33 protein-coding genes and 1 other RNA gene are annotated in these 26048 nt (G+C 55.2%); 14 read left to right on the top strand and 20 right to left on the bottom strand.

Annotation, left to right across the window (positions count from 1 at the left end; genetic code table 11):
• The first annotated feature begins 59 nt into the window (after nucleotides 1-59).
• Nucleotides 60-1382 carry an ATP-dependent RNA helicase SrmB gene (gene srmB / locus QMZ29_RS02775; RefSeq protein WP_025303951.1) on the top strand — a complete coding sequence of 441 codons (1323 nt, stop codon included), beginning with the start codon at nucleotides 60-62 and terminating at the stop codon, nucleotides 1380-1382.
• A 52-nt stretch (nucleotides 1383-1434) separates the two neighbouring features.
• On the opposite strand, the gene QMZ29_RS02780 is transcribed toward srmB, so the two are convergent.
• From QMZ29_RS02780 to grcA, 3 genes are all read right to left on the bottom strand, one after another.
• Nucleotides 1435-2190, bottom strand: a complete 756-nt coding sequence (locus tag QMZ29_RS02780; protein WP_261426627.1) for an ankyrin repeat domain-containing protein — start codon at nucleotides 2188-2190, stop codon at nucleotides 1435-1437.
• The gene (locus tag QMZ29_RS02785; RefSeq protein WP_261426629.1) at nucleotides 2183-3145 is read right to left on the bottom strand and encodes a Tle-like phospholipase domain-containing protein; all 963 of its coding nucleotides are present in this window, start codon (nucleotides 3143-3145) and stop codon (nucleotides 2183-2185) included. The genes QMZ29_RS02780 and QMZ29_RS02785 overlap by 8 nt, the downstream gene beginning before the upstream one ends.
• A 183-nt stretch (nucleotides 3146-3328) precedes the next feature.
• Nucleotides 3329-3712, bottom strand: a complete 384-nt coding sequence (grcA, locus tag QMZ29_RS02790; protein WP_004929114.1) for an autonomous glycyl radical cofactor GrcA — start codon at nucleotides 3710-3712, stop codon at nucleotides 3329-3331.
• A gap of 346 nt (nucleotides 3713-4058) precedes the next feature.
• Between grcA and ung the strand changes: the two genes are divergently transcribed.
• On the top strand, nucleotides 4059-4742 hold the full coding sequence (gene ung, locus QMZ29_RS02795; protein WP_283225693.1) for a uracil-DNA glycosylase: 684 nt from the start codon (nucleotides 4059-4061) through the stop codon (nucleotides 4740-4742).
• A 56-nt stretch (nucleotides 4743-4798) separates the two neighbouring features.
• On the opposite strand, the gene grpE is transcribed toward ung, so the two are convergent.
• The gene (grpE, locus tag QMZ29_RS02800; RefSeq protein ID WP_261426637.1) at nucleotides 4799-5383 is read right to left on the bottom strand and encodes a nucleotide exchange factor GrpE; all 585 of its coding nucleotides are present in this window, start codon (nucleotides 5381-5383) and stop codon (nucleotides 4799-4801) included.
• Between the two features lie 125 nt (nucleotides 5384-5508).
• Between grpE and nadK the strand changes: the two genes are divergently transcribed.
• The 3 genes from nadK (at nucleotide 5509) to bamE (ending at nucleotide 8714) form a co-directional block, all read left to right on the top strand.
• Entirely contained in the window at nucleotides 5509-6387 is an 879-nt protein-coding gene (gene nadK, locus QMZ29_RS02805; RefSeq protein ID WP_019452304.1) for an NAD(+) kinase, read from the top strand.
• Nucleotides 6388-6473: 86 nt separating this feature from the next.
• Entirely contained in the window at nucleotides 6474-8135 is a 1662-nt protein-coding gene (recN, locus tag QMZ29_RS02810; protein ID WP_261426640.1) for a DNA repair protein RecN, read from the top strand.
• A gap of 240 nt (nucleotides 8136-8375) precedes the next feature.
• The gene (gene bamE / locus QMZ29_RS02815) at nucleotides 8376-8714 is read left to right on the top strand and encodes an outer membrane protein assembly factor BamE (RefSeq protein ID WP_004929101.1); all 339 of its coding nucleotides are present in this window, start codon (nucleotides 8376-8378) and stop codon (nucleotides 8712-8714) included.
• 117 nt (nucleotides 8715-8831) lie between these two features.
• On the opposite strand, the gene QMZ29_RS02820 is transcribed toward bamE, so the two are convergent.
• Nucleotides 8832-9116 carry an RnfH family protein gene (locus QMZ29_RS02820; protein ID WP_004929098.1) on the bottom strand — a complete coding sequence of 95 codons (285 nt, stop codon included), beginning with the start codon at nucleotides 9114-9116 and terminating at the stop codon, nucleotides 8832-8834.
• Nucleotides 9109-9543, bottom strand: coding sequence for a type II toxin-antitoxin system RatA family toxin (locus QMZ29_RS02825; RefSeq protein ID WP_033648948.1), 435 nt, complete (start codon nucleotides 9541-9543; stop codon nucleotides 9109-9111). Before QMZ29_RS02825 ends, QMZ29_RS02820 begins: the two co-directional genes overlap by 8 nt.
• 161 nt (nucleotides 9544-9704) lie before the next feature.
• Between QMZ29_RS02825 and smpB the strand changes: the two genes are divergently transcribed.
• The 3 genes from smpB to QMZ29_RS02840 all read left to right on the top strand — a co-directional run bounded on the left by smpB (nucleotide 9705) and on the right by QMZ29_RS02840 (nucleotide 11983).
• Entirely contained in the window at nucleotides 9705-10187 is a 483-nt protein-coding gene (smpB, locus tag QMZ29_RS02830) for an SsrA-binding protein SmpB (protein ID WP_016929804.1), read from the top strand.
• A gap of 49 nt (nucleotides 10188-10236) precedes the next feature.
• Nucleotides 10237-10600: a transfer-messenger RNA gene (gene ssrA, locus QMZ29_RS02835) on the top strand.
• Nucleotides 10601-10783: 183 nt separating this feature from the next.
• Nucleotides 10784-11983: an integrase domain-containing protein gene (locus tag QMZ29_RS02840; RefSeq protein ID WP_080786361.1), complete on the top strand. Its 1200-nt coding sequence runs from the start codon at nucleotides 10784-10786 to the stop codon at nucleotides 11981-11983.
• Here QMZ29_RS02840 and QMZ29_RS02845 read toward each other — a convergent pair whose 3' ends face one another.
• The 8 genes from QMZ29_RS02845 to QMZ29_RS02880 form a co-directional block, all read right to left on the bottom strand.
• Entirely contained in the window at nucleotides 11984-13681 is a 1698-nt protein-coding gene (locus tag QMZ29_RS02845; protein ID WP_192453293.1) for a DUF2326 domain-containing protein, read from the bottom strand.
• Nucleotides 13668-13901, bottom strand: a complete 234-nt coding sequence (locus QMZ29_RS02850) for an ABC-three component system middle component 6 (RefSeq protein ID WP_031523069.1) — start codon at nucleotides 13899-13901, stop codon at nucleotides 13668-13670. The genes QMZ29_RS02845 and QMZ29_RS02850 overlap by 14 nt, the downstream gene beginning before the upstream one ends.
• On the bottom strand, nucleotides 13888-14436 hold the full coding sequence (locus QMZ29_RS02855; protein ID WP_080786359.1) for a hypothetical protein: 549 nt from the start codon (nucleotides 14434-14436) through the stop codon (nucleotides 13888-13890). The genes QMZ29_RS02850 and QMZ29_RS02855 overlap by 14 nt, the downstream gene beginning before the upstream one ends.
• 1302 nt (nucleotides 14437-15738) lie before the next feature.
• Nucleotides 15739-15963 (bottom strand): hypothetical protein, encoded by a 225-nt coding sequence (locus QMZ29_RS02860; RefSeq protein WP_055317294.1) that lies wholly within the window; start codon nucleotides 15961-15963, stop codon nucleotides 15739-15741.
• Nucleotides 15923-16570 carry an Ssp6 family T6SS pore-forming effector gene (locus QMZ29_RS02865; protein WP_147827566.1) on the bottom strand — a complete coding sequence of 216 codons (648 nt, stop codon included), beginning with the start codon at nucleotides 16568-16570 and terminating at the stop codon, nucleotides 15923-15925. The genes QMZ29_RS02860 and QMZ29_RS02865 overlap by 41 nt, the downstream gene beginning before the upstream one ends.
• 352 nt (nucleotides 16571-16922) lie before the next feature.
• Entirely contained in the window at nucleotides 16923-18584 is a 1662-nt protein-coding gene (locus QMZ29_RS02870; protein WP_261426658.1) for a DUF2534 family protein, read from the bottom strand.
• A 71-nt stretch (nucleotides 18585-18655) separates the two neighbouring features.
• Entirely contained in the window at nucleotides 18656-19072 is a 417-nt protein-coding gene (locus QMZ29_RS02875; RefSeq protein ID WP_261426660.1) for a DUF2946 domain-containing protein, read from the bottom strand.
• Between the two features lie 112 nt (nucleotides 19073-19184).
• Nucleotides 19185-19637, bottom strand: a complete 453-nt coding sequence (locus QMZ29_RS02880) for a GNAT family N-acetyltransferase (protein ID WP_060434479.1) — start codon at nucleotides 19635-19637, stop codon at nucleotides 19185-19187.
• 98 nt (nucleotides 19638-19735) lie between these two features.
• Between QMZ29_RS02880 and QMZ29_RS02885 the strand changes: the two genes are divergently transcribed.
• The gene (locus tag QMZ29_RS02885) at nucleotides 19736-20470 is read left to right on the top strand and encodes a class I SAM-dependent methyltransferase (protein WP_261426670.1); all 735 of its coding nucleotides are present in this window, start codon (nucleotides 19736-19738) and stop codon (nucleotides 20468-20470) included.
• Nucleotides 20471-20529: 59 nt separating this feature from the next.
• Here QMZ29_RS02885 and QMZ29_RS02890 read toward each other — a convergent pair whose 3' ends face one another.
• Complete coding sequence (locus QMZ29_RS02890; protein WP_025303970.1) at nucleotides 20530-21030, bottom strand: GNAT family N-acetyltransferase; 501 nt, start codon at nucleotides 21028-21030, stop codon at nucleotides 20530-20532.
• An 85-nt stretch (nucleotides 21031-21115) separates the two neighbouring features.
• Here QMZ29_RS02890 and QMZ29_RS02895 point away from each other — a divergent pair, with 85 nt between their 5' ends.
• Nucleotides 21116-22042, top strand: coding sequence for a LysR substrate-binding domain-containing protein (locus QMZ29_RS02895; RefSeq protein ID WP_060434308.1), 927 nt, complete (start codon nucleotides 21116-21118; stop codon nucleotides 22040-22042).
• Here QMZ29_RS02895 and QMZ29_RS02900 read toward each other — a convergent pair.
• Nucleotides 22037-22552: a DUF1543 domain-containing protein gene (locus tag QMZ29_RS02900; protein WP_197811342.1), complete on the bottom strand. Its 516-nt coding sequence runs from the start codon at nucleotides 22550-22552 to the stop codon at nucleotides 22037-22039. The genes QMZ29_RS02895 and QMZ29_RS02900 overlap by 6 nt on opposite strands.
• A gap of 120 nt (nucleotides 22553-22672) precedes the next feature.
• Here QMZ29_RS02900 and QMZ29_RS02905 point away from each other — a divergent pair, with 120 nt between their 5' ends.
• Complete coding sequence (locus tag QMZ29_RS02905; RefSeq protein WP_016929823.1) at nucleotides 22673-22855, top strand: GDFGVC terminal motif YodC-like protein; 183 nt, start codon at nucleotides 22673-22675, stop codon at nucleotides 22853-22855.
• A gap of 32 nt (nucleotides 22856-22887) precedes the next feature.
• Here QMZ29_RS02905 and QMZ29_RS02910 read toward each other — a convergent pair whose 3' ends face one another.
• Both QMZ29_RS02910 and QMZ29_RS02915 read right to left on the bottom strand, forming a co-directional pair.
• On the bottom strand, nucleotides 22888-23166 hold the full coding sequence (locus QMZ29_RS02910; RefSeq protein ID WP_016929824.1) for a GNAT family N-acetyltransferase: 279 nt from the start codon (nucleotides 23164-23166) through the stop codon (nucleotides 22888-22890).
• A gap of 1 nt (nucleotide 23167) precedes the next feature.
• A complete protein-coding gene (locus QMZ29_RS02915) occupies nucleotides 23168-23398 on the bottom strand; it encodes a (4Fe-4S)-binding protein (protein WP_261426672.1) in 231 nt (76 codons plus the stop codon).
• A 193-nt stretch (nucleotides 23399-23591) separates the two neighbouring features.
• Here QMZ29_RS02915 and QMZ29_RS02920 point away from each other — a divergent pair, with 193 nt between their 5' ends.
• On the top strand, nucleotides 23592-24005 hold the full coding sequence (locus QMZ29_RS02920) for a DoxX family protein (protein WP_016929826.1): 414 nt from the start codon (nucleotides 23592-23594) through the stop codon (nucleotides 24003-24005).
• 50 nt (nucleotides 24006-24055) lie between these two features.
• Here QMZ29_RS02920 and smrA read toward each other — a convergent pair whose 3' ends face one another.
• On the bottom strand, nucleotides 24056-24628 hold the full coding sequence (gene smrA / locus QMZ29_RS02925; RefSeq protein WP_025303977.1) for a DNA endonuclease SmrA: 573 nt from the start codon (nucleotides 24626-24628) through the stop codon (nucleotides 24056-24058).
• Between the two features lie 184 nt (nucleotides 24629-24812).
• Between smrA and QMZ29_RS02930 the strand changes: the two genes are divergently transcribed.
• Nucleotides 24813-25148: an MbeD/MobD family mobilization/exclusion family protein gene (locus QMZ29_RS02930; RefSeq protein ID WP_004928976.1), complete on the top strand. Its 336-nt coding sequence runs from the start codon at nucleotides 24813-24815 to the stop codon at nucleotides 25146-25148.
• Nucleotides 25149-25215: 67 nt separating this feature from the next.
• Nucleotides 25216-25662 carry a DUF1198 family protein gene (locus QMZ29_RS02935; protein WP_025303978.1) on the top strand — a complete coding sequence of 149 codons (447 nt, stop codon included), beginning with the start codon at nucleotides 25216-25218 and terminating at the stop codon, nucleotides 25660-25662.
• A 26-nt stretch (nucleotides 25663-25688) separates the two neighbouring features.
• On the opposite strand, the gene QMZ29_RS02940 is transcribed toward QMZ29_RS02935, so the two are convergent.
• Nucleotides 25689-26027 (bottom strand): DUF2002 family protein, encoded by a 339-nt coding sequence (locus QMZ29_RS02940; RefSeq protein WP_025303979.1) that lies wholly within the window; start codon nucleotides 26025-26027, stop codon nucleotides 25689-25691.
• Nucleotides 26028-26048 lie beyond the last annotated feature (21 nt).

A 26048-nucleotide genomic window follows, 5' to 3' on the forward strand; every position in this document is an offset into this window, starting at 1 on the left:
AAATAGGTGAAGATCGCGGCCAACCCGTCTATAATCGGCGCCCCAAGTAGAGGTAGACCATGACAGCAACCACTTTTTCCGAACTCGAACTCGATGACCGCCTGATCGACGCGCTGCGCGACAAAGGCTACGATCGCCCCACCGCCATTCAGGCCGCAGCGATCCCGCCGGCGATGGACGGGCGCGACGTCTTAGGTTCGGCTCCGACCGGCACCGGCAAAACCGCCGCCTTCCTGCTGCCCGTTTTGCAGCACCTGCTGGACTTTCCACGCAAAAAATCCGGCCCGCCGCGCGTGCTGATCCTGACGCCAACGCGTGAACTGGCGATGCAGGTCGCCGACCAGGCGCGTGAATTGGCTGCTCATACCTCGCTGGATATCGCCACCATCACCGGCGGCGTCGCTTACATGAACCACGCGGAAGTGTTCAGCGAAAACCAGGACGTGGTGGTCGCCACCACCGGCCGCTTGCTGCAATACATTAAAGAAGAGAACTTCGACTGCCGCGCGGTGGAAACCCTGATCCTCGACGAAGCCGACCGCATGCTCGACATGGGCTTCGCGCAGGACATCGAAACCATCTCCGCCGAAACCCGCTGGCGCAACCAAACGCTGCTGTTCTCCGCCACGCTGGAAGGCGAAGCGATCCGCGAATTCGCCGAGCGCATCCTGAAAGAGCCGGTGGAAGTGGAGGCCGATCCGTCGCGCCGCGAACGCAAAAAGATCCTGCAGTGGTACTACCGCGCCGATGACGTGCAGCACAAAACCGCGCTGCTAATCCACCTGCTGCAGCAGCCAGACGTGCAGAAATCGGTGATCTTCGTGCGCAAGCGCGAGCGCGTGCATGAGCTGGCCACCTGGCTGCGCGAAGCGGGCATCAACACCTGCTATCTCGAAGGCGAAATGGTGCAGGCCAAACGCAACGAGGCGGTCAAACGCATGATGGATGGCCGGGTTAACGTGCTGGTCGCCACCGACGTTGCCGCACGTGGCCTGGATATCCTCGATATCACCCACGTGTTCAACTTCGACATGCCGCGCACGGCGGACACCTACCTGCACCGCATCGGGCGTACCGGCCGCGCCGGGCGCAAAGGCACCGCCATTTCGCTGGTGGAAGCACACGACCATCTGCTGCTGGGCAAAGTGGGCCGTTACCTGAACGAGCCGCTGAAAGCGCGCGTGATCGACGAACTGCGGCCGAAAACCAAGGTGCCGAACGAGAAGAGCAACGGTAAACCGTCGAAGAAAGTGCTGGCCAAGCGCGCGGAAGACAAGGCGAAGAACAAAGAAAAGGCCAAGGTGAAAGTGCGCCATCGCGACGCCAAAAACGTCGGCAAACGCCGTCAGGCGAAGGCCAAACCGGCCGGCGACGCGGAATAACCACCGCTGCCTAAGAAAAAACCGCCTGTACAGGCGGTTTTTTTATGGGCGTTTACTGCTGCGCGTAGTGCGTGGCCAGACGGTGCCCCTGCAGCCATTTATCCAGTTCGCGGAACTGCGCCTTCAGCTCGTCATTCTGCAAATGCGCCGGCGTTTGCGAGAAGTAAAACTGGAACACGACGTCCTGCTGGTTGCGTGCCCGGGCATCGGCCCCGGCCTGCAACAGCAGCAGCGCCAGGTGCGGCGCGTTAATCTTCGCCGCCAGATGCAGCGGAGTATCCCCCAGCCGATCGCTCAAGGTGGTGTCCGCTCCGGCCGCCAGCAACAGCCGCAGTTGCTCTTCGCGCCCGGCCAGCACCGCCGCCGCAAGCGGCGTGGCGCCGGTAACGGCATTACGCACGTTCACCTGTGCCCCTTCGGCCAGCAACAGCCGCAGGTACTGCGCATCTTGCAACATCGCCGCGGTGTGCAGCGCGCTGTTGCCGTCCAGCCCCGCTGCCGCCGGGTCTGCCCCGAGCGCCAGCAACGCCTGCACGCTGGCCGGCTGCTGCGAAAGTACCGCCCACTGCAACAGCGTGACCTGCCGATCGCCCCGTTCGCGCAAGCGATCCTGCGTGGCCTGTGCACGGATACCCTGCGTATCGCCATGCGCCACCGCCTGAGCCAGCGCCAGATTGCTGCGACCGTCAAACGGCGAAATCTCCTGCCCCATCTGTTGCTCCTTAGCCATCATCAGTAAACCGGTCACCGCGACCAGCGCCAGTAAGGCTATCGCCAGCGCCCGCCGCAAGCGACGCCCTTCAGGCATTGGCCTTCGCCTCCCACGGCTTTTGTTCCGCCATCGAGCTTATCACCTTGTCGATGCCGTGCGCCGTCAGGCTGCGATCCAGATGCTTGCTCGGCCGCCAGTCATCGATGCCGGTCAGGGTATCGTTGTTGGCCAAGGTGATGTTATGGCCGATGGCGTCCGGGATCAGCGAAGTCGACTCCTGGGTGCTGGTCAGCATGTCATATTGCTCGCTGTAGCGGCGAATGCCGCCGGCTTCGGCATCTTTCTTCGCCGCCGCCGGATCGATACCCAGGCGATTCAGGGTGTAATTCGAAACCCCAGCCGCGTTGAAGGTGACCGCGACGGTACCGGTCGCCAGCGCAGCCGTGGCCGCCAGGCCACCGCCAAGCGAATGACCGGCGATCACCAGCGCATCGCCAAAGGCCGCCTTGGCGCTTTTGGCAGCGGCAACCGCCTGATTGTACTGCACATCGTCATAGCCCGTCGCCTGCCGCACGTTGCTCAGCCAGTCGCGCCAGTCGTTGGTGCCGGCGAACGCCAACACATACTGCTTGTCGTTGCTGTAAACCCCGGCCTGGAAACCGCTGCCCGCGTCGTGCAGGCTGGCGGGATCGATGCCGAAACCGAGCAGCGCGCTGTCGCTCAGGCGGTTGAACCCGGCAGCGCCCTGGCCGTTCAGTGAATAAACGTCCTTGGCCAACAGCGCCAACGCATAATCACCTTCCTGCGATTGTTGCCCCCGGGTCACGCCCGGCGCTGCCGCCGCCGTCGGGGCCGCCGCTGAAATATCGCCGACCAGCGTATTCAACAGATTCTGCGCATTGAGCGTGTTCTGAGAAGGGGTGGCCACCGGCGCCGGATTTGCCGGCGCTGCCGCAGGCTGCGCCGCCGTCGCCGTCTCGGCAGCGGCGCGAGGTGTAGGGATCGCGGCCACCGGGGATACTGCAGAGGTAAAACTTAAAGGCATACTCATGCCGACTCCTTGTCGATAGACTTTTTATTGAGCACCTGAATAGGTGCTGATTTAGCTATCGGCAGGTCGGATGAGTTCTGTATTAGAAATGCTTATCTTTGTACAGAATGTGATCCGCGTTCGGTTTTCGGCCGCCAAACGCAGAAAAGGGAGCCGAAGCTCCCTGATTGACTGCGCCGCAAATTACAGGCTTTCGGTAAAGGTGCGGGCGATAACGTCGCGTTGCTGTTCCGGCGTCAGAGAGTTGAAGCGCACCGCATAACCGGACACGCGGATGGTCAGCTGCGGGTATTTTTCCGGGTGCTTGACCGCGTCTTCCAGAGTTTCGCGACGCAGCACGTTGACGTTCAGGTGCTGACCGCCTTCCACGCGCACGGTCGGCTGCATTTCCAGCGGCACTTCACGGTATTCGATCTGGCCCAGGTCGCTCACCGCGACAACCTGATCTTCCGCGTAGTTGGCCTTGGCGCACACGCAGCGAGCTTCCGCTTTTTCATCGTCCAGCAGCCAGAAAGAATTCACCAGCGCCTGGTCATTCGCTTTGGTAATTTGAATACCGGTAATCATTATGTTGCCTCCGTACAAGGGCGTAAAAATTCACGTCGTGAGAAAACCCAATTCTGGTTTCGGCCATTTGGTAAAACCATTGTTGTCTTGTTGTTCTGTATACCAGCCTGACCGGGCCAGTTCCTTGATTAAAGTCAATTTTTACCGGGTAGGCACAGGGCGTGAAGAGGCAAATTTATGTTTTATATCAATTTTCCCACTGCAGCAAAAACCAATTATTTTTGTAAATTTTCAAAAATAATTGCATAAGGCACGGCGGCGAGAAATGAAAAGCGGGTTTCGCTGCGCGTGCTGAAACGGTAAGCTATAGCCCATGAATTGCTAAAGAAAACAAAGGAGAGCGTTTATGGCCACCTCCCTCACCTGGCATGACGTGATCGGCAAAGAGAAAGAGCAGCCCTATTTTGTTGAAACGCTCGCCTTTGTTGCCGCTGAGCGCCAGGCCGGTAAGACCATTTATCCACCGCAGAAGGACGTGTTCAACGCTTTCCGCTATACCGAGCTGGCGGACGTCAAGGTCGTCATTCTCGGCCAGGATCCGTATCACGGCCCCAATCAGGCGCACGGCCTCTCTTTCTCGGTGCGCCCCGGCGTGCCGGCGCCGCCGTCGCTGGTGAACATGTATAAAGAGCTGGCGACCGCCATTCCCGGCTTCGAACGCCCGGATCACGGCTACCTGCAAAGCTGGGCCGAACAGGGGGTGCTGCTGCTCAACACCGTGCTGACGGTGGAAGGCGGCCGCGCGCACTCGCACGCCAACCTGGGCTGGGAAACCTTTACCGATAAGGTGATCGCCGCCCTGAATGAGAACCGCGAAGGCGTGGTGTTCCTGCTGTGGGGCTCGCACGCGCAGAAGAAAGGCAACTTTATCGACCGCAACCGCCACCATGTGCTGAAGGCGCCGCACCCGTCACCGCTCTCCGCGCACCGCGGTTTCCTCGGCTGCCGCCACTTCTCGCAGGCCAATCAGCTGCTGGAGCAGCAAGGGCTCACGCCGATCGACTGGATGCCGCGCCTGCCGCAGGCATAGTCCAGAGACAAAAAAGGCACCCTCGGGTGCCTTTCTTTATGCCGTTGCCGGGGCGATTACGCCTTGGCTTTGGAGACCGCGACCATCGCCGGACGCAGCAGGCGGCCGTTCAGCGTATAACCTTTCTGCATCACCATCATCACGTGGTTCGGCTGGTGATCGGCGGATTCCATCATGCTCATCGCCTGATGCACTTCCGGGTTGAACGGCACGTTGACGTCGCCGACGATTTCGATGCCATACTTGCGCACCACGTCCAGCAGCGATTTCAGCGTCAGCTCGATGCCTTCGATCATCGCGACCAGTTCAGGATTGTTTTTATCCGCCAGATCCAGCGCGCGCTCCAGGTTGTCGATCACCGGCAGCAGATCGCCGGAGAATTTCTCCAGGGCGAACTTGTGCGCTTTCTCGACGTCCAGTTCAGCGCGGCGGCGGATGTTTTCCGCTTCCGCTTTGGCGCGCAGCAGGCTGTCGTGCTCGTGCTGCTGCGCTTCCGCCAGTTGGGCTTCCAGTTCGGCGATACGCGCATCGCGCAGATCGACGCCTTCCGCCGCTTCCGGCAGCGTATCATCGTGATGAGCGTGTTGTTCCATTTCTTCCGAGACTTGCTCGTTTGGCGTCTTCTGTTCTTTACTACTCATGAATATCTCCGCGTTTTAGCATTAATCTCGCAACTTGGCTTATTATGGGGATCAAAACCGGGGTTTCAAGTCAACCGGTCACAATGTGGGGCATAAACGGGTCCCGGTGAGGAAAATCACAACAAATGAATAAAAAATTCGCCTGTATTGGCATTGTTGGCCACCCGCGTCACCCTTCAGCGCTGGCAACCCACGAGATGTTGTTCCACTGGCTAGTCGCCCGCGGCTATTCGGTGATGGTCGAACGCCAAATCGCCCATGATTTGGGGCTGAAAGACGCCGTGACCGGCAGCCTGGCGGATATCGGCCAGCGGGCCGATCTGGCGGTGGTGGTTGGCGGCGACGGCAACATGCTCGGCGCCGCGCGCGTGCTGGCGCGCTACGACATCAAGGTGATCGGGGTCAACCGCGGCAACCTCGGCTTCCTCACCGATCTCGATCCCGACAACGCCCTGCAGCAGCTGGCGGACGTGCTGGAAGGCGAATACATCGACGAACAGCGTTTCCTGCTGGAAACCATCGTGCATAAAGAGCACCAGCAGTGCCGCATCAGCACCGCCATCAACGAAGTGGTGCTGCACCCTGGCAAAGTGGCACACATGATCGAATTCGAGGTGTACATCGACGATCGCTTCGCCTTCTCGCAGCGCTCCGACGGCCTGATCATCGCCACGCCGACCGGCTCCACCGCCTACTCGCTCTCCGCCGGCGGGCCGATCCTCACCCCGTCGCTGGAGGCGATCGCGCTGGTGCCTATGTTCCCGCACACCCTTTCCGCCCGGCCGCTGGTGATCAACGGCGACAGCACCATCCGCCTGAAATTCTCGCAGATCGGCAGCGATCTGGAGATCAGCTGCGACAGCCAGATCGCGCTGCCTATCCAGGAAGGCGAAGAAGTGCTGATCCGCCGCAGCGATTTCCACCTGAATCTGATTCACCCGAAGGACTACAGCTATTTCAACACGTTAAGCACCAAGCTGGGCTGGTCGAAAAAATTGTTCTAAAATCTGTGCCAGCCACTTTACTGTATATAAAACCAGTTTATACTGTATGAAACTACAGTTATGTGTTTATACACAGGAAGGTTCCCATGCTGGCGCAATTAACCATCAGCAACTTTGCTATCGTTCGTGAGTTGGAAATCGATTTTCAACCGGGCATGACGGCGATCACCGGTGAAACCGGCGCCGGCAAATCCATCGCCATCGATGCGCTGGGGCTGTGCCTCGGCAACCGCGCCGACGGCAACGTGGTGCGCCTGGGAGCCGCCCGCGCCGACCTCTGCGCCCGCTTCTCGCTGGCGGACACCCCGTCCGCGCGCGAATGGCTGGAACAGAACCAACTGGACGACAGCAACGAATGCCTGCTGCGCCGCGTGATCAACGCCGACGGCCGTTCACGCGGCTTTATCAACGGCACCGCCGTGCCGCTGTCGCAGCTGCGCGAGCTGGGGCAACGCCTGATCCAAATCCACGGCCAACACGCCCATCAGCTGCTGCTCAAGCCGGAGCACCAAAAAGCGCTGCTCGACGCCTACGCCGACGAACCCGCCCTGCTGGCGGCGATGAGCCAGGCCTACCAACGCTGGCACCGGAGCTGCCGCGAGCTGGCGCATCATCAGCAGCAGTCCATCGAGCGCGAAGCGCGCAAGCATCTGCTGCAATACCAGTTGAAAGAGCTGAACGAATTCGCGCCGCAGGCCGGCGAGTTCGAACAGACTGACGCCGAGTACAAGCGCCTGGCCAACAGCGGCCAGCTGCTGACCCTCAGCCAGCAGACGCTGCAGCTGCTGGCCGACAGCGACGAGAACAACATGCTCAGCCAGCTCTACAGCGCCAAACACCTGCTGCTTGAGCTAGCCGGGCTGGACGACAAGCTCAGCGGCCTGCTGGACATGCTGGAAGAGGCTTCTATCCAGATCAGCGAAGCCAGCGACGAGCTGCGCCACTACGCCGATCGCATGGATCTCGATCCCAACCGCCTGCACGAGCTGGAACAGCGCCTGTCGCGCCAAATCAGCCTGGCGCGCAAACACCAGGTTGCACCGGAAGAGCTGCCGCAGCTGCATCAGCAGTTGCTGGATGAACAGCAGCTGCTTTCACAGCAGGAAAGCGATCATGAGCACCTGAACGAGGCGGTCACCCAGCATCATCAGCAGGCGCTGGCGCTGGCGGAAGAGCTGCACCAGAAACGCCTGCACTACGCGGCCGAGCTGACCACGCTCATCACCGACAGCATGCAGGCGCTCTCCATGCCGCACGGCAAATTCAACATCGACGTGCGCTTCGAACCGCAGCATCTGAGCGCCGAAGGGGCCAGCCGCACCGAGTTCTGCGTCTCCACCAACCCAGGGCAGCCGCTGCAACCGCTGGTGAAGGTCGCCTCCGGCGGTGAGCTGTCGCGCATCGCGCTGGCCATTCAGGTGATCACCGCCCGCAAGATGGAAACCCCGGCGCTGATCTTCGATGAGGTGGACGTGGGCATCAGCGGCCCGACCGCCGCCATCGTCGGCCGTCTGCTGCGCCAGCTCGGCGAATCCACCCAGGTGATGTGCGTCACCCACCTGCCGCAGGTGGCCGGATGCGGGCATCAGCACCTGTTCGTCAGCAAGCAGACCGACGGCACGGTCACCGAAACCCAGATGGCGCCGCTGGATAAACGCGCCCGGCTGCAGGAGCTGGCGCGCCTGCTCGGCGGCAGCGAAGTCACCCGCAATACGTTGGCGAACGCCAAAGAACTGCTGGCGGCATAAAAAAGCTCAACTTTTTCACTTTCCTGCGGTCTGACAGTGACGCTGTTGGCCCGAAATATATCTAAAGTGCGGCGCGGCGGTGATCTTAAGCCCCCTCAACGGCCTGAAACAGGCCAAGCGCTTGAGGTGCTAAAGGAAAGCCAACGCGTCGCAACGTGAAAGATGAAGGGTATAAAGGTTTCCAACTGCCGCAAGGTCTATTATCATCGGCATCCTATGCCCTAAAGGAATGTGATTACTATGCGCTGTAAAACGCTGACTGCCGCCGCTGTAGTTCTTGTGATGCTGACTGCAGGCTGTTCTACTTTTGAAAAGGTGGTTTATCGTCCTGACATCAACCAGGGGAACTACCTGACGTCGACCGACGTGGCGAAAATTCAGAAAGGGATGACCCAACAACAGGTCGCTTACACATTGGGTACCCCAATGCTGCAAGACCCGTTCGGAACTCAGACGTGGTTCTATGTGTTCCGCCAGCAGCCTGGCCATGAAGATATCACCCAGCAGACGCTGACGCTGACCTTCGACAGCGCAGGCGTGTTGACCGACATCCAGAACAAACCGGCGCTGACCAAGTAATCGACGCTGCCCGCTCTTCCGGCCCATGAGGGGGCATGGTGTTCCTCATGACAGTCGCAGGCTGCAACGCGGAAGAAAAAATCAGTTTCAGATAAAAAATAAGGCGCTATAAGCGCCTTATTTTTTTGCCTTTTCTGCCCGTTGCCGGCGCAGCTCTTTCGGATCGGCGATCAGCGGTCGGTAAATCTCCACCCGGTCGCCATCGTTCAGCGTATCGCCCAGCTTGGCCGGGCGGCTGTAAATGCCGATTTTGTTGCTTTTAAGATCGATATCCTGGCGCAGCTCCAGCAGGCCCGAAGCCTGGATCGCCTGCTCGACGCTGCTGCCTTCGGCCAGCTTCACCTTGCGCAGGTACTGCCGCTCCGGCAAGGCGTACACCACCTCGACCTGGATGTCAGACACTGTAGACCTCTTTCGCCCGCTGGGTGAATGCCTGCACCATGTTGCCCGCTAGCTCTTTGAACACCTTGCCGAACGCCAACTCAATCAGTTTGTTGGTGAACTCGAAGTCCAGGTGCAGCTCCACCTTGCAGGCCTCTTCGCTCAGCGGCGTGAACTGCCAGCCGCCCATCAGCTTGCGGAACGGGCCATCGACCAGCTGCATATTGATGCTCTGGTTATCCAGTAGCGTATTGCGCGTGGTGAAAGTCTTGCTGATACCGGCCTTGGCGACGTCCACCGCGGCGGTCATCTCGTTGGAGGTAGCGTTAAGCACCCGGCTGCCGGTGCAGCCTGGCAGAAAATCGGGGTAAGAATGAACATCGTTAACCAACTGATACATCTGCTCGGCGCTGAACGGCACTAATGCAGACCGACTGATCTGGGGCATATCATTTCCTGTAAGACATAAAACGTACAGATAATACCATTTATCTGGCGGCAAACAAAAAATCTGCTAAGGGATGAGGGCACCAAAAATGCGAAAAATTGCGCAGGTGCTGAACGGGAAAGGATTTCTTTCGCTGAAGCATCCAGTATAATGAACGCACTATGACAAAGAAAAAAGCACACAAACCCGGTTCCGCCACCATTGCCCAAAACAAGCGCGCGCGTTTCGAATACTTCATTGAAGAAGAGTTCGAGGCGGGCCTGTCGCTGCAAGGGTGGGAAGTTAAATCGCTGCGTGCAGGCAAAGCCAACCTCAGCGACAGCTACGTGACGTTCCGTGACGGTGAAGCCTATCTGTTTGGCGCCACCATCACCCCGCTCAACGTGGCTTCGTCGCATGTGGTGTGCGATCCGACGCGTACCCGTAAACTGCTGCTGAACCGACGCGAGCTGGACACCCTGCTCGGCCGCGTCAACCGCGACGGTTACACCGTGGTGGCCTTGTCCCTGTATTGGAAAAATGCCTGGAGCAAGATCAAGATCGGCGTAGCCAAAGGCAAGAAAGAGCACGACAAACGCGATGACATCAAAGATCGCGAATGGCAGACGGCGAAAGCCCGTATCATGAAGCACGCCAATCGTTAAGCCGCTGGCTTATCGAGGTAAACTTCTGGTATACTGCACAAAGTTACTTGGGGCTGATTCTGGATTCGACGGGATTTGCGAAGCCCTAGGAGCATGCCGAGGGGCGGTTGGCCTCGTAAAAAGCCGCAAAAAAATAGTCGCAAACGACGAAAACTACGCTTTAGCAGCTTAATACCCTGCTTAGAGCCCTCTCTCCCTAGCCTCCGCTCTTAGGACGGGGATCAAGAGAGGTCAAACCCAAAAGAGATCGCGTGGATGTCCTGCCTGGGGCTGAAGCGTTAAACTCAATCAGGCTAGTCTGTCAGTAGCGTGTCCATCCGCAGCTGGCCGGCGAATGTAAAGATTGGACTAAGCATGTAGTGCCGACGGTGTAGTAATTTCGGACGGGGGTTCAAATCCCCCCAGCTCCACCACTTGCTCTTCCGGATACGTCCGGGGAAATCCTGAAAGCCCGCACGGCACAAGCCCTGCGGGCTTTTTTGTGTCTGTCGTTGTCCGAGGGCATCCGGCTAAATCCAGAGAAAATTGGTACACGTTTAGGTACACGCTATACTGTGGTCCATTAAACGTGTACCAATTATGGAAGGGATCCAGACATGGCGCGCATTACACGCCCACTGACTAACAACGAGATACTCAAAGCTAAACCCCGTGAAAAAGACTTCACCTTACATGATGGTGATGGCCTGTTCTTACTCATCAAAACTACTGGTAAAAAGCTCTGGCGCTTCCGCTATCAACGGCCGGGAAGTAGCAGCCGCACAAATTTGAGTCTAGGCTCATATCCTGCTCTTACACTCGCAGTAGCTCGTCAGATACGCGACCAGCATTTAACCACGCTCGCACAAGGCATGGATCCACAGCAGCAACAAGAGCTAGCGTCAGAACAACGTCAGATTGAGCTGGATAGCATTTTCTCAACAGTAGCCGCTAACTGGTTCCAGATAAAAAGCAGAAGCGTCACAGAAGATTATGCAAAAGACATTTGGCGCTCTTTAGATAAAGACGTGTTCCCCACAATCGGTTCGATACCTGTTCAGGAGATAAAAGCCAGAACGATTGTTGAAGCACTGGAGCCAATTAAAGCTCGTGGTGCACTTGAGACTGTTCGTCGTTTGGTACAGCGTGTTAACGAGATAATGATTTATGCGGTTAACACCGGTCTGATAGATGCGAATCCGGCATCAGGTGTTGGCATGGCCTTTGAGAAACCCAAAAAGCAAAACATGCCGACACTGCGGCCAGAAGAGTTGCCGAGGCTAATGCGTTCTCTGGTGATGTCGAATCTCTCTGTTGCGACTCGCTGTCTCATTGAATGGCAACTCCTTACGCTTGTGCGCCCTTCTGAGGCCTCAGGTGCTCGGTGGGCAGAGATCGATCTCGGTGCCAAACTGTGGACGATTCCAGCCGAACGGATGAAAGCGAAGCGTGAACATATTGTTCCTTTATCGCCACAGGCATTAGAAATTTTGGAAGTGATGAAGCCTATTAGTGCTCATCGAGAACACATTTTTCCAAGTAGAAATGATCCAAAGCAATCTATGAATAGCCAGACTGCTAATGCCGCTTTAAAACGGATAGGTTACGGAGGTAGACTTGTTGCACATGGGCTACGTTCTATCGCGAGCACAGCTTTAAATGAGGCGGGCTTTAATGCTGATGTTATCGAAGCAGCCTTAGCCCATAGTGATAAAAATGAAGTACGAAGAGCTTATAACCGCTCAACGTACCTGAATAAAAGATTAGAGCTAATGGCATGGTGGGGAAGGTTTGTTTATCAAACAAACCTTTTATAATTATATCTTAAAGAATTTGTTTGTCGAAGATAACTCAAGGATGGAGTTATTCTTCATCATTTTTAAATCAACATCTTCTGAAAACTTATCACTTAAGATTGACACAATATATTGACCATTTATATTGTTTGCTTCAAAAAATATATCTCTAATTTGATTCACATCAACATCTTCAATGCTATCATGAATTACAAAAGTTGGTCTCTTCAATTTAACTTTATCAACAAATTTAATATATGCTAAATCAAATGCAGTTATCTCGCCCTTCTTCTTACCCCCGTTACTATTTGGCGTAACACATGAAATATCAAAATTACATTTTCCTTTATCAATATCGAAAGAAAGATCAAAGATATATCTCTCGCCATAAATTTCCTTTGTAAGATCACCAAAAAACTCGTTAAAAATCTCGATATTTTTTTCTAGACCTTGAACAGCCAACTCGATCTCTTCGAGTAACTCCCCCCTACTATCTTCAAGCGATTTTATTAAGGCATTAGTATCATTAATACGAGTGAGATTAGTCTCTATGCTAGCCAGATTTTCACGTAACTCAGTTAGTTTATTAAATAGTTGATTTATAGATTTTAACGTTTCAGGCTCTTTGATTGTTTTAAATAAAGATGACTCTTGCTCATGAAAATCATTAATTTTTTCATTTACAGCATCAATCTCTTCTTTTTTCTTTAACAACTCCGATTCTAAAAAATTAATTTTATTTTTAATTACATCATTATGGAATAATACCATTTCTTCATAAGATCTTTTAAGCTCTCCTTTAAAATAAAGACCGGCTGAATTATATATTTCAATTAAATCGTCTTCTACAAGTTGCGTGATATTATTTTTTAGAGACAAGATCGATTCTTCAATATTCCTAACGCGCATATTTAAAGAAGCATAAGTCAAAGAGTAGTCACTGATAACCCTTTGTATTTCTGATAGCTTTTTTAGGCTTTCATCATGGCTATCTTTGAAATCAAAATTTTTAATATTTTTCTCTGCCTCTGCAATTTCCTTTTTTAGAGGCTTAATCATTTTTGATAAAACTGTCTCTCTGTTCGGATTTCTGTATGCGGCAAGATATGCTTTTTGTTTTTTTATATCTTTATTAAATTCGCCCTTTTTCTTTATCAACGGTAACCCATTGAATCCAAACAAAAATAAGTATAATAAATCGTAGACATCAGAAGTTGTATTAGCATGTAAAAAGTTAAGAGTTTTCTGCATTTTTTCATTCGTGTTTCTAATGAATTTATGCGACACATTTCTTAGAGATGGCTTATCTGTAGTCAACCCAAACACTGCTTGAGCAATGAAGTCATAATATTGTTTTTTATCAACTTCAATATCGCTTAAATAATACTTTGAATTTTTCTCATCGGTAGATATTGTTCGAGAAATAATTGCTTTTTTATTTTCTACCGTATTGAAATCCAATGTAAACCTTAATATATTATCATTGATTAATGATACTATTTCAGGTATATCCTTTCCAAATTCAGCATCATGATAAATATCATTACCTGAAGACATAAACAAGTAATCTAAAACGCGTGATAACGTGGATTTACCTACACTATTACCACTATCTTTACCTGAAGTTCTTTTATTTACAATTAGGTTTAAACCGTCTTTAAACGTCACTTCCCTAACAATAGCATTGTTTTTTAAAACAATAAGTTTATTGAGCCGCATATACTACCCCACCATTTCCATCTAACTCAATTGCGCCGATTATGAAAAGCCAATCTAATGAGTAAAGAAAAAGATCAAACGATAATTCAAAGACAGCATTTACTAAATCATACAGTCGAGAAATTTCAATCACCATTGAATCATTGCTTTGGAAAAGCCTAAGTACCACACTTCCAATATATACAGGGTTTGCTTTTGGATCCGAATCAATTGTAATCATTTGGATTCTCCAGCACTATGCACTCGATAATTGAATAACTCACAATCATACGAATGCCATTATCAATATCTTCTTGTAAAAACTCGGAATCTAAATTAGAGCATGAACTAACCGTTTCTTGAGCAGCTCTAATAACATCATCTATAATATTATCTGAGTTTTTCCTGACAACTTCAATGTTAAATGGCTTTTCATAGAGCCCATATAATCCCAACGCCGCGTTATAATAGCCTCTAAATTGTCTTTTCAGTTTGGCACTACCATTTAAAATTATACTATCAAGTGTTTTAATAGACTCATCAACTAGTAAAGCATCTTCTTTGTAAAGTTCAGCTACCCATCTGTTTCTTTTAAGATCATTGAACGAGATTTTAACGTCAATATTTGACGCACTTCTATTTAAACTTTGCCCGCCACCAACTGGATTGGAAATAATTTCTATCAATTTCCCAATAACACTGGCTCTTAATACTCGTGGCTGGTTAGTTATATGTACAGGGCCAGTATTATCATTAAAATTAACACCAGAGCCCATATCTACCCCCGATTATCAATATTAACAGGCCCATTATTATCTTGGAAATATTGGGAGCGCCCCCCTTGATTAATATTGTTCCTATTGGTTGTGATATTTGTAATCTGCGAATTGAGATCATTTATCGTAACATTAAGCTGTTGTATCTCATTATTTTTCTTGGTCACTTGCATAGTCTGGTATATTGCTATACACCCAGAGACCACCCCAACTATATATCCAAAGGCACTTACGTATTCATTGGTGAGTAGTGATGCAATCATTTGGAACTCCATTTCAAGCCTGATAATTTAAAGTTACAACAATTTCATTCAATTAGAATAGCAATTTAAGAAGAGTAAATGAACAAGTATTGTTCATTCTCGTTAACCTGATCTCACTCAACATTGAGCCACTCAGGCCTCTCTCCTTCTTATGAACACTCAATGCAACTGTGTAAACTTCTGAGGCCAAAACTGATGCCTTATGTTATCTATTGTTAGCACCAACAAATTAAAATGATTTAACACTATCAGCGCGCAATGCTTTCCCCGCCTCACCTGCCCGCTTTGTGTGTCAGTTTTAATGCAGTTGCATTCCGAGGCAAGGCTGCCACAGGCCCGAATACGTTAGGGAAATAGCAGCTTTAGAAGCGTTTCAATGAATGCCGGAATAACTGATTTTCACCTTCTTTGGGGGGACTTTTTCTTACCACTCGACTGGTCACCTCAGAAGCCCGTCACGTCTTCAAACGTCTCCGTGCTAACCACAGACACTCCCGCGAACCTGCGCAGCGCAGCGACGCGCTCAGGCCGCGAAATTAAATATCATTAAATAAATACTTTACCGCTGGCGCGCAGTGCTTTCCCCGCCTCGCCTGCACGCTTCGTGGGTCGGTTTTCATGCAGGTGCATGGGCAGGCTCAGGCCGCGGAGGGACAGGGCTGCGAAGGGAGTGACGGGACGGGAAAGCGCATGCAAAACCGCCAGTCCACCAAATACGTCGCCAGTGAACCAGATAGACCCGGCGATAATAGCGAAAAAGCCCACAACTTCGGTTGCGGGCTTTTTTGTTTTTATCCGAGAACACCCAGTAAAATCTGGAGAAGAAGCGTCCGCTCGAACCAGTGGGGAATGGAATCGGTGGTTAAGAATATGCCTGCCTAATCGGGCTATCACCCCACTAACGACACAGTTTCCCAGGATGCTCCGCACAGATCCAGTAAAAAAGCAGCCCCCGAGAGCTTTGGGAATACAGTAGGTGAAGTAATGAGCACAGTGGAACCATTGGTAATGGCGACAAGAAAATTACGTCGCCACTTTGTTACCGCTCCCCACGCAGCCATGCAATCGCCAGGGTGATTAGATAGCCGGCAACGAAGAAACCAACAAAGCCAGCAACCTTCATCACTGCCCCATCAAGTAAGAACAGCGACATGAAAGCAGCAATCGCGCAAACGCCGGTTACTATGGCTTCCAAAGCATGTGAAGCACCTAACCCTATATACTTAGTGAGTTTTCTGGTTAGAGAGGATTTTGCAGAGTTCATTCTGAATACCTTTACAAAGCATAGGGTGGCTGTTAATGAATTGGAGATATGGCTCTAGTTGCGCCTCAACCAAGAAATATGCCATATCTAAATTTAACGCCGACACCTTCCGGTATGTTTGAGGAAACTTAACTTGCATTCGTCGGGATGCTTGGGCTGCCTCTTCGATAAGTCCCTGTAACATTACAAGGTTGAGAGTGAACGAAGCGCCAAAGCGTACAAATTGTTTATAGGCTAATGCAGAGGTCGCTTTCCTTAGCATCATGTGAGCCACAAATTGCGCCAATGCAAATTGGCCCCCAGTTCGTCCACCAAGACGACCGGCACCATAGGCTAGTTTATTATTGATGGACTCTTTGCCGCTAGCGTCTAATTTCTGATAGAAATCAGTGATCACAATAGTAATCAGGCGTCGTAAGGGCTCTTCACTGTTACCCATCGACTTGACCATACGGGCGAAACGTTCTGTTTCTTCTTGGTTTCTAGTCTTAAGGTTGCTACCAGCCAATCCAGCTCCTTGCCAAGTGCGAACGACACCATGATACATCCCGCTGGGAATAGTCGAAATTCCATCCAAAATTCCATGTGCAATTTGCTTTGCGTCCATTCGCTTTCCTTAAGCAAAATGTGTCCAGCTCAGAGAATAACCAAACCAGGGAGCGATTACCAATTCACGCATTTTTCAGTTTGGGAGTACGCCAAAGCCCCAGGCTTGGCACGGCCCGATGGGATATTTTATAGAAGATCAGAACTGAAAAATCTTTCTGAACAAAATTGCGCAGATGGATAGAGCACAGCACAAAAATATTAATAAATACATTTAGTTATACATATCCCACACTTATTCAAACGTCATCGTTCGCTTCCTTTCAGTGGAAATTGCCTATCTGGTGAGATGATACGCGCTTAAGCCCTATTCCCAAATATCCGGCATGCCCGCAGGCATGCCGGACGCTACCTCACCGCCCCTCTTTCTCCCCCAGGAAGAAATACCACAGCGGAATGGAAAGCAGCAGGGTGAACACCAGCGTATACAGCAGTACCATCAGGCTCTGCATGATCACCATCTGTGCGCTCCAGTCACCGAACGGCAGCTGAAACTGTTCGACGGTGCCGCCGAGGATCGCCCGGCCCATCACGCAGCCGACCGCCACCGCCACTGTCGCCACCGCCGCGCGGAACTTGCGCACCTCGGCGCGGCGGGCGGCCGCTTCCGGCGTTTCGTCCTGAAGGCCTTGCCGCTGGCCGCGCCAGCGCCACACGTCCGCCAGCAGCAACGCCGCGAGGCTCACGCCCATTACCGGCAGGCAATAACCCAGTACGGCTGCAACCAGCAGCGTGACGACGCGTGCCGGCAGGGAAAGCGCCAGCCAGGCGGCAACCAGCGTATGCACCGGATGCTGCGCACCCGCCGCCGGGCGGCGACTCCACCACATGCGGTAACCCAGCGCAATCATCAGGCACAGCCCGAGGCCGAACGCCGCCAGCAGCAGCTGATTCGGCAAGCCGAACAGAATGCCCATGTGGGCGTCGATGCCCCAGCGGGTCAGCTTGGCGATGAGTGGGAAGGTGTCGAACCGCACCTGATCGATGACGGCGAAGCTTTGCGGCGCGATGGCGACCGCGTCCACCTGCGTCGGCCAGCTGCGATCCACTTCGGTCACCGTCCAGGCTTTGCCCTCGCCTTTCGGCTGGCGCAGCTCGACCTTGACGGCGTCGATCCCGGCGGCGCGCGCAGCGTGCAGCGCCCGATCCCAATCACCGTTCAACGCATTGGCCTGCGCGGCAGGGCCCATCTTCATGCCCGGCATCATCCCGCGGTGCTCGGCGTGCGGATCGGCCGGCGTCTGCGGCGCATCGGCCTGCAGGCTGGTGTTGACCTGCGGCGTCAGCCAGCCCAGGTTGGCCCGCAGTGCGTCGATGTTGCTGCCGGCCCACTGCGACCAGGTCAACCCGGTAGCCGAGAAGAACAGCAGCCCGGCCAGCAGCGCCACGCCCAGCGTGATATGCCAATGGCGGCTGGCGGCGAAGCCCCCTTTTGCCCTTTTCAGCTTGCGCTTCGGCCGCGTCGCCAGCCACAGCGCCACGCCACCCAGCGCGGCCACCCACAGCCAGGAGGCCGCCAGCTCGCTGTAGTTGCGCCCCAGGTCGCCGAGCAACAGGCTGCTGTGTAGCTTGTCCAGCCAGGTGCGCAGCGGCAGCACGCCAGAGGTGCCGTACACCGTCATGTCGCCCTTGATCGCCAGGGTGTAAGGATCGACAAACAGCGCGCGCGACTCGGAGGCGCCCAGATCGGCACTCGCGAACTGCACGCGGGTGGTGTCCATTGAGCCGGGTGCCGGACGCACGGCGTAAATGCGCGCCTCGTCACCCGCCGCACGGCGGGCGGCGGCGATCTGGTCAGCCAGCGATCTCGCCTGCCCGTGCGGTTCGGTGAAAAGCGCATCGCGATACAGCGCCTCTTCAAGCTGCGGCGTCAGCACATACAGCGTGCCGGTCAGTGCAGCGACCAGAATAAAAGGAGCGACCAGCAGGCCGATATAAAAATGCAGCCGTCTGATCAGGTTCAGCATCGCGCCACGCGGCGATGCGGCAGGTGGAGTTTTGGTTATTGAAGACATGGCCTTTCTCGTTTTTCAAACTGTGCGCGCAGGCAAACCGTCCGCAGCGATACGGACGGCGTTACCCATGATCAAGCAATAGGGAAAAACGGTTGGCCGGGCGGCCCGCGCGGGCTCGGCCGCAGAGTCAGGCGCCGAAGGGGCGGAGAAACGATGCGCGGCGCGCAAGGCAGGCGCGCGATGCGCGCCATCAGCCACAGCAGCGGGACGAATGCCCACAGCAGCAGCGGCACGTGGATCAGCAGCTCGCAATAGCCGCAGAAAATCATCTCCGCAGGATCCATGCCGTGGTGGCCGGCATGCTCGGCGGCGGGCATCGCCATCCCGTGCATGTCGTGCGGCATAGCGGCGTCCGTTTGCATCATGCCGCCCATCATCGGGTGGTGCATCAGCGATTTCGACACCACCGGCGCCACAAACAGCAACAGCACCGCCATAATGGCGATGCAGGCGGTAAAGCGTTGCTGTAGCTGGCGTGGCACTCTCATCGCGGCGGCGAATTAACCCGGTCGGTGGCGAACAAGCGGTCAGTGTAACCCGCGTTGCGCGATGAGGTGAAAGAAAAGTCAGGTTTGTCTTACACGCCCCCGGCGAGGGCGATCACAGCGCCCGTGAATAGACCCGTGAGGCTTCGCCCCAGGGGTGATACCCGAGCCCGTTATAAACGAAGCCGCTGCGTTCGTAATACCCTTCCAGATCGGTGCACAGGTGCAGCTGCGGGAAGCCCAGCCGGCGGGTTTCCGCAGCTACATGCTCAATCAGTTTGGCGCCGTAGCCCCTGCCGCGCTGCGTCTCTTCTACGTAGAGCGCGCACAGCCAGGGATACAACTCCCCACGGCTGATAAAGTCGTTGGTGATGAGCCCCGCACAGCCGAGGATCTGGTCATTTTCCATCAGCAGGTACCACTGCGGCAGCGGGTTGGCGGCGCCGAGGCTGCAGTTGATGGCGTCTTCATACATCATCAGCGTCTCTGCCGTGGCCCAGTGCCGCTGAAAATACGCAATGGCGCGCGGCGCCAGCTCGGGCGCTTGCCGCACCGAAATCATGTCCATCGTCATTCCCGTTATTCATGTTGTCAGCGTAGAATTATGCAGCAATATGCAGGGTATGGCAGCGGCATTCCGCCGCCGTCATTCACTAAGGAGTCATCATGACGCAAAACATCTATGACAATCAGGCTTTCTTCGACGGCTATGCGCAGCTCAGCCGCTCGCAGCACGGCCTGGACGGCGCGCCGGAATGGCCCGCCATCCGCCGCATCCTGCCGGATTTACAGGGCAAAAGCGTGGTCGATCTCGGCTGCGGCTACGGCTGGTTCTGCCGCAGCGCGCGCGAACAGGGCGCAGTCAGCGTGCTGGGACTGGACGTCTCGGAAAAAATGCTGGCCAAAGCGCGGGAAATGACCGCCGACGCGGGCATCGAGTACCGTCGGCAAGATTTGGCGCAGCTGCAGCTGCCGCCGGAAAGTTACGATCTGGTCTACAGCTCGCTGACGCTGCACTACCTCGAGGATCTGGCCGCCCTGTTCGCCACGGTGTACGCCGCGCTGAAACCCGGCGGGCAGTTCATCTTCACCGCCGAGCACCCGATCTACACCGCCCCGGCGCAGCAGGGCTGGCTGACCGACGGCAACGGGCAGAAATCCTGGCCGGTCAACGGTTACCAGCGAGAAGGCCAGCGCGTTTCCAACTGGCTGGCGGAAGGCGTCATCAAGCAGCACCGCACGCTTGGCGGCTATATCAACCCGCTGGCGCAGCAAGGGTTTATCATCCAGCATTTGAACGAATGGGGCCCCAGCGCGCAGCAAATCGCCGCTAATCCGGCGCTGGGCGAAGAGCAGGAGCGCCCGATGATCTTCATTCTCGCCGCCCGCAAACCCGCCTGATTGATCCGCAGTAAACCGTTCACATCACCACAGTTGGGGAGGCCGCCTCCCCCCAACGGCTATTGTGCCGGTAACGCCGCCCCGTGCGCCGCGAAGTGCGTCAGCGCCTCGCCTTCCATACGATAGCGCACCCACTCGCCCTGCGGCTGCGCGCCGATGCTGAGGTAGAAATCGATGGCCGGTTGGTTCCAGTCCAGCACGCTCCACTCCAGGCGACCGCACTGCCGTTCGCACGCCAGCTGGGCGATGTGTCGCAGCAGCTTTTTACCGGCGCCCGCGCCGCGATGCTTCGGCGCCACGTACAGGTCTTCCAGATAGATGCCATTTTTACCCAGCCAGGTGGAGTAACTCATAAAGAACACCGCATAACCCGCCGGCTCGCCGTTCACCGTACAAATCAGCGCTTCGGAACAGGCGCCCGGCCCAAACAGGCTGCGTTCGATGTCTTCCACGCTGGCCAGCACCTGCTCGCGCGCCTTTTCGTACACTGCCAGCTCGATAATCATATCCAGAATCAGTTTGGCGTCGCTTTTTTGCGCCGGATAAATCTCAATGGTCATGGCAAATCCTGAGTGTGTTGATGACTGTGCTTGCCAGCATATCGCGCCTCAAATACTGTATGAACTGCATTTTCATCAACAGGTAATGAATATCATGCATCTGGATTTGAAGCGTCTTGATCTCAACCTGCTGCTGGTGTTCGAAGCGGTCTATCGGCTGCGATCGGTGACGCGCGCCGCAGCAGAGCTGGCCCTCAGTGCGTCGGCGTTGAGCCACGCGCTGATCCGGCTGCGCAAGGCGCTGGCAGACGAGCTGTTCTACCGGGTCGGCAACGACATGCACCCGACGGTGTATGCCGACAGCCTGGCCCCGACCGTCAGCGAAAGTCTGGCGCTGCTGGCCAAAGGGCTGCATCCGCGCCCGCGCTTCGTCCCCGCCGAAAGCCGGGAGAGCTTCACCTTCGCCATTACCGATTACACCGCTTTCGCGGTGTTTCCCGCACTGATGGCGCAGATGCAGCGCCTGGCGCCGGGGTTATCGTTTCAGCTGCGCTATTCCGAGCGCAAGGTGGCGCTGAACGATCTGCTGGCGGGGCGCATCGACTTCGCGCTGGGCTTTACCGAAACCGATGGCGAAAGCTACCCGGAGATCGACGAGGTGAGCTGGCTAGAGGATGAGTATGTGGCGATCTGTTCGCCCGCGTTCAGCGCGAAATACGGCGAGCTGACGCTGGAAAACTACCTGCAGGCGCGTCATCTGGTGGTGACGCCGTGGAACGAACAGCGTGGCGTCATTGACTACCAGCTCGACAAACTGGGGCTGCAGCGCGATATCGCCATCCGCACGCCTTCGCTGCTGGGCGCGCCGTTCATCGTCGCCGACAGCAAACTGGTGATGAGCATGCCGCGTTACGCCGCGCAAAAATTGCGGCAGGCGGCGGCGCTGGATATCCATCCCCTGCCGTTTCCGGTGCCGCCGTATCAGATCAAAATCTACCTGCACCGCAAGAACGGCCGGCCGGAGGCCTGCCGCTGGTTGCGGCAACAGCTGCAGGCGCTGGCGGCGTTATAACGCGGGTTCGCCGATTGGCAGATACCCCTGCCACAGCGGCCGGGCCGGTTTGCCGTGCGGGTTGGCGCGCAAATGAACGTGGTAGCCCTGCAGCGCCTGCAGCAGCAGGCAGTCGTCCACTTCGGCCAGGTCATCCTTGTGCTGCTGCGCGCTGTCAGTCAGCAGTACCCGTTTGGCTTTGTCTTTCGCCTCGTCGGCGGAGCGCGCCACGAACAGGCCGAACTGGTGCAGTTCCGCCAGCTCATCGCTGCGGTAGCCGCCCACGTTGACGAAAAACAGCTTCTCTTCACCGGCGAACAGCGCGGGCTCCAGGCTCACGTCGTAACCGTCCGCCCAGTCGATGCGCGCATAGCCGTCGACATGCACCTTGCGCTTATCGCCGAACCACTTTTCACGCAGCAGCGGATACGCCTCTTCCGGCCGATCCGCCGCCGCAAACTGCACGTCGTGCAACTCAATATTGGCGCCCGGCGCCGTACCGCCCACATAAAACATCAATAATCCCGGCATGTTAGTCTGCTCTCCTTGGTGATAATCGCTATATAATCTAATGCATAACGAAACACCTGCCAACGGCGGCGCCATTCTGTGTTATCAATAGATGAGGTTTAATCTGTTGTGGAGGAACGCATGGCATTCAATATCGGTGATTTTGTACAACGCACCACCGGCGGCCCGAAGATGACCGTGGTGGCGATCGACGGCGAAACCCTGGTTTGCAGCTGGAATGAACTGGGTAAAGAGCAGCGTACGGAGGTGCAGGCCAACGAGGTGGCGCTGTACCACGAGGACGGCGATTTCGGCGTCTGCTGAATGATCGGGGCGCGCCGCGCCCCGTTATCGCCTCAGGCGCGAATGTCCTGATAGGCTGGGGTGGTATCGAACTCATGCTTGGCGAACGGGCATAGCGGAATGATTTTACGCTGCTCCGCGCGCATTTTCTCCACCACCAGCGCCACCAGCTTTTTGCCGACGCCCTGCCCCTTCAATGACTCATCCACCCAGGTGTGATCGATAATGGTCAGCTTGTCGCCGCTCGGCACGAAAGAGATCTCGGCGATCAGCTTGCCATGCTCGTCATTGATATAAAAACGCTTCTCGTCTGCCAGTATTTTATGTTCCATATTATTTCTCCCTATATTTCAGTGCGCCGCTGGGGCCAGTGTCGATAACGCGTTTCACTTCGGCCGCGTCGGCATTGTCCGGCATAATCCACGGCCGGCGGTTCAGGGTAAAAATAGCCGCGTTGCCACGCACGCAGTTGGCGGAATGGCGGCATATCGCGCTGTTAAAATAAACGTCAATCTTGTCGCCGGAATAACGGCGGTAACCGTCGGCGGTCAATTCCTCATCCATCTTGGCCTCACATTGCCTGTTTTAATTGTTTTTGCTCCAGGCTCAAGTATAGGCAATGCCGTCGGCTTCACCACGCGTCTCACCCAACGAAAAAAGTGGCGCAACCGCCCGTCGCCGCTAGAAAAAAACGTAAATTGTTCTAATCTTTAATCAGCAAGACAACATAATTCCGACAGTGGCTAAGGAGTTCGAAATGGGTGATAGCTCAAAAGACGGCGTAATTCTGCTGTCCCGTATTCTACTGATGGTTCTGTTTATCATTTTCGGCTGGATGAAACTGGTCAACTTCGGTGCAACCGTCACGGCGATGGAAGGCTATGGCACGCCGATGCCTTATTTGGCGGCGATCGTTGCCGTGGTGGTGGAGTTTATTTTCGGCATCGCGCTTATTCTCGGCCTGTTTACTCGGCCTATCGCGGTCATTTTCGCCCTGTATGTCTTGGGCACCGCGTTTATCGGCCATCCGTTCTGGAAAATGACCGGCATGGAAATGATGGGCAACGAAATTAACTTCTTTAAAAACATCAGCATCATTGGTGGTTTGCTGTTGCTGGCGGTAACCGGCGCCGGCCGTTATTCGCTGGACTATAAAATATTTAATAAATAATTCATCGATGGCCGGCGATATTCGCCGGCCATTTTATTTCGGCTATCCTTTCAACGACTGCGCTTGGCGTGGCGCTCAAAGTTTTCTGCCTTGGCCTGCGCCGATTTACGCAACGTGACATAACAAGCGCCCTCGCCGCCGTCGCGCGGTAAGGCGCGGCAAAACGCCTGCACCTGCTCAAACTGCGCCAGCCATTTGGCGACGTAACTGCGCACGATATTCGGATGGCTTTCGTTCTGCCGCCCGCGGCCGTGCACGATCAGCAGCGAACGCAGATTTTGCGCCTCCGCCTGCATAATGAAACGGAACAGCGCCTGCCGGCTGGCTTCAACCGGCTGACGCAGCAGGTTCAGCGACGCCTGCGGCGGGTAACGCCCGTTGCGCAGTTTGTCCAGCACGCCCTGCTGAATGCCTTCCCCTTTGAACTCCAGCGGCTGTTCACAGGGGATCACCTCGAGAAAATCGGTGCTGAGGAAGTTTTCCTGCCGCAGCCGCTGCGCTTCGCGCCGCGCGCTTTTGTCCACCGCCGCCTGCGGCTTGAGGTACAGCGTCTGCCGTCCGCTCTCCAGCGGCACCACGTCCGCCATCGCCTGTTCAAAAAAGTCTTTTTCCTGCTCGCTCATGTTCCACCTCTCTTGAACGGCAGCCTTTACGGCTGGGAATGGGGTCGATTGTAAGACGCCTTGGCGCGGTTGCAAGCCGGGAATTGTCAGCGGCATTTGTCTCATTTGTCGTCAACGGGTGAGCTTGCGAACAGTTTTCGCTATACTGCTAAGCCATCATTGAGTGCCGCAAAGGATCGAGCCCATGACAATGCGCGAGCTGGAAATCCAGTTTCAAAATGCGATGAATGAGTTGCAGAGCAGCTTCGAACGGCAACACCGCGAATGGCAGCAGAGCTACCAGGCGCTGCAGCAACTGCTGGAAGAAGCCAAACAGCGCGAAGCAGCGCTGCGGGCACAGAATGAACAACTGGCGCGCAAACTGAGCACCGCCAGTTCGGTGCCGGAACAGCATGCGCTAGTCAAGCAGATCAAAATGCTCGGCGCCCATCTGGACGCGCTGGCCAAAGACGCGGCCACCTTCAATCACCACCTGCGCCAACAGAGCGCGGTCGGTAATTTCAGCGGCGAACAGCATTGATAGCGGGCGCTGTCGCACAGCGCCTCCCGCCCCTCTTCTGGCGTATTGAGAGTGTAATAAAGCCTAAATGACCTGGATCATCCTCGCCGCCCTGATCGTCGTATTCATTATCGGTTACCGCATCTTGACGTCCGACACCCGCAAAGCCATCGATTCGCTGGCCCATCTGCTGAGGGTCAAGCCGATGCTGATCGAATCGATGATCCAGGAAATGGGCGGCCGCCAAAGCCAGACCTTTATCCGCATGCTGAACAACGGCTACACCGAAGAGATGCACCAGGCGGCTTATCTGCTGTTCATCTACCTGACGTTTATCAAACAGGCGGACGACGAGCAGATTGCCCTGTGGCGTGACGTGCTGCTGCGCGCCGGGCTGTCACCGGAGCTACACGCCGAGCACACCGAAGCGGCGCTGTTTTACTTCGCCGAGCTGGATATTGATGCGTTTGAACTGGCGCAATTCCGCCGCGCCTACAACGAGCGTTTCAACCGCGAAGCGTTGGCCCACGGCTGATAGCGTCCCCCGGGTCGGGGGACCGATTACAGGAACATGCTGTAAAGGTAGCGCGAAAGCGCTTCGCGCGAGCTGAAGCCGTGTGCGATGCCGTAGCGCTGGTTCGGGGTGTCGCTGCTTAAATCCAGGGGAAACTCCAGATACTGCTCGCTGAAGCGCACCGGGGAGGTCGGCGTGGCGAAATGCACGCTTCTCTCTTTCAGCGCCGGGTGGATCACCAACGCGGTTCTGCCCATCCGCGCTTCGCGATTCACATACACGTAGTGTGCGCCCTTGCGGTAACCATAGGCCTGATCGGTGACATAATCACGCTCAAAGCCGGTATTCTCCAACACTTTAGCCACTTCATCCGGCCGTAAATACATCGATTCCTCCTCTCATTCTGG

It is taken from the genome of Serratia sp. PF-27, assembly GCF_030053255.1.
In the GTDB taxonomy this organism is placed as follows: domain Bacteria; phylum Pseudomonadota; class Gammaproteobacteria; order Enterobacterales; family Enterobacteriaceae; genus Serratia; species Serratia bockelmannii.